The sequence below is a fragment of the Mesorhizobium sp. M1143 genome (assembly GCF_040318435.1).
Lineage (GTDB): Bacteria > Pseudomonadota > Alphaproteobacteria > Rhizobiales > Rhizobiaceae > Mesorhizobium.
On record NZ_JAMYMJ010000161.1, the window covers coordinates 1 to 1,878 of the forward strand.

Annotated in this window: 2 protein-coding genes; one reads left to right on the plus strand and one right to left on the minus strand. The window is 63.0% G+C overall.

Annotated features, from left to right (window positions below; translation table 11 throughout):
* The first annotated feature begins 206 nt into the window (after positions 1–206).
* Complete coding sequence (locus NKH35_RS31585; protein WP_023690440.1) at positions 207–530, plus strand: nucleotidyl cyclase domain-containing protein; 324 nt, start codon at positions 207–209, stop codon at positions 528–530.
* Between the two features lie 262 nt (positions 531–792).
* Here the strand turns inward: NKH35_RS31585 and NKH35_RS31590 are convergent, their stop codons facing one another.
* Positions 793–1,713, minus strand: a complete 921-nt coding sequence (locus NKH35_RS31590) for a DUF2493 domain-containing protein (protein WP_023690439.1) — start codon at positions 1,711–1,713, stop codon at positions 793–795.
* Between the last annotated feature and the right edge of the window lie 165 nt (positions 1,714–1,878).

Below are 1,878 nucleotides of genomic sequence, written 5' to 3' on the forward strand. Positions count from 1 at the left end.
GCATTTATCTCAGCCGAAACGAAGAGCTTCGTCAGGCACGCACCCAGTCACCAGTGAGTTGCCCTGTCCCTCGTGCGGAGCGCCAGTTGCTCCGTACGAACGGGTGCGCCCGACATGGTTGACGCGATCCCAAAGAAAACCGGAAGAGCGGACTTGGATCGCTTGACCTGGGCAAATATGATCCTGACGCCTTGCAGAGGGACTGGATGGAAATCGGTCGGGTCGAGCGCAAGCTCTCGGCGATCCTTGCGGCTGACCTCGCCGGGTACAGTCAACTGATGGGCGCTGACGAAGAAGGTGCCCTCGAGCGCTTGAACAGCCATCAACGTGACCACCTCGATCCCTGTATTGCCACGCATCGCGGCAAGATCGTCGGCGACATCATCGAACAGGACGGTCACGTCTTGGGCGCGGGGGTCAACATCGCCGCGCGTCTGGAGAGGATCGCCGAGCCTGGCAGGATCTGCGTTTCCGAACGCGTGCAGGAACATGCAGCGGGAAAGATCGGCCTGCGCTTCGAGGACTCGTGACAGTCCGGCGGAGTGCCCAGAATTTTGCCTGGTATCGTCGCGCCTCATCCATTCGGCCCAGCTGAGCATTTGCCGCGAACATAACAGCCTGAGGGCTGGCCGTTTGGCGACGCCCGCTTTTGGTGAATGGACTGAACCGGGGAACCGACTGTCATGAGGCGCGAAGCCGCCGTTCGCGTCGTGAAAGACATACCTCCACATCGGTGAGATTGTGGAATAGCGGTGACCAACCTGGACTAAGATCTAGGGTCAAAGGGGGCGCTCACGAGCCGCCTAATCGATAGACCGGGATGCCGAGCTTGCGGGCCTTGTCGGCGAGGTTCTCCTGAATGCCGGTGCCGGGAAAGATGATGACGCCGATCGGCATGACCGCCAACATCTGGTCGTTGCGCTTAAAGGGAGCGGCCTTGGCGTGTCTGCTCCAGTCGGGCTTGAAGGCGACCTGCGGCACCTTGCGATGATCGGCCCAGCGGGCGGCGATCTTTTCAGCGCCTTTGCGTGATCCGCCGTGCATCAGCACCATGTCGGGGTGCTTGGCGCGGATTTGGTCGAGCTTTGCCCAGATCATCTCGTGATCGGCGGTATCGCCGCCGGAGAAGGCGATCTTGGGGCCGGCCGGCAACATGACCTCGGTTTCCGCGCGCCGCCTGGCCGCGAGGAAGTCGCGGCTATCGATCATTGCGGCGGTGAGATGGTGGTGGTTTACCATCGACCCCGTGCGCGGTCGCCAGGCAGAACCGGTGTACTGATCGTAGTGTTCGGCGGCCTGGTCACGCATGAGCTCGAAGGCGCCCCGCCGTTCGATCATGGTCTGGCCCTGGGCGGTGAGTGTCTCGAGTTCAACCGCCTTGATCTCGCTGCCATCCTGTTCGCGCTGCAGACAGCGCTGGGCCTGCTCGTTGTCTTCCAGTTGCCGCTCGATCCGTTGTACAGCTCGGTGGAAGACATTGGTGAGGGACCAGAGCAAGTCATCGAGGTCGGGTTCGAGGCGCGTGTCAGCCAGGGTGACGATGAGGGCGTCAAAGATGTCGGCCACGGCTCCGGCCACTTGGTCGCCACCGGGGAGCGGTCGCGGATCGGGCTCGTCCGCAAATGGTCGCCAGCCATAGAGCTGGAGTTCGGTGAGGATGTGATCGGTCGCAGAAGCGGCGTGGTGCGGTTCAGTGTCGTCGTGCTCTCTCATGGGGATGCTCCCGTCGGTTTGACCGCGACCCTCGCGGCCTTCATGGCGACGAGAGCCCACGGGCGGGACGGTCCGACACCCGCAGCGATGCGGAGGGCCGGAGCGCAGCGGAGGATGGCGGCGGCCGACTATTTTGCCTCGCGATGGAAAGGCGTCGCGCCCGAT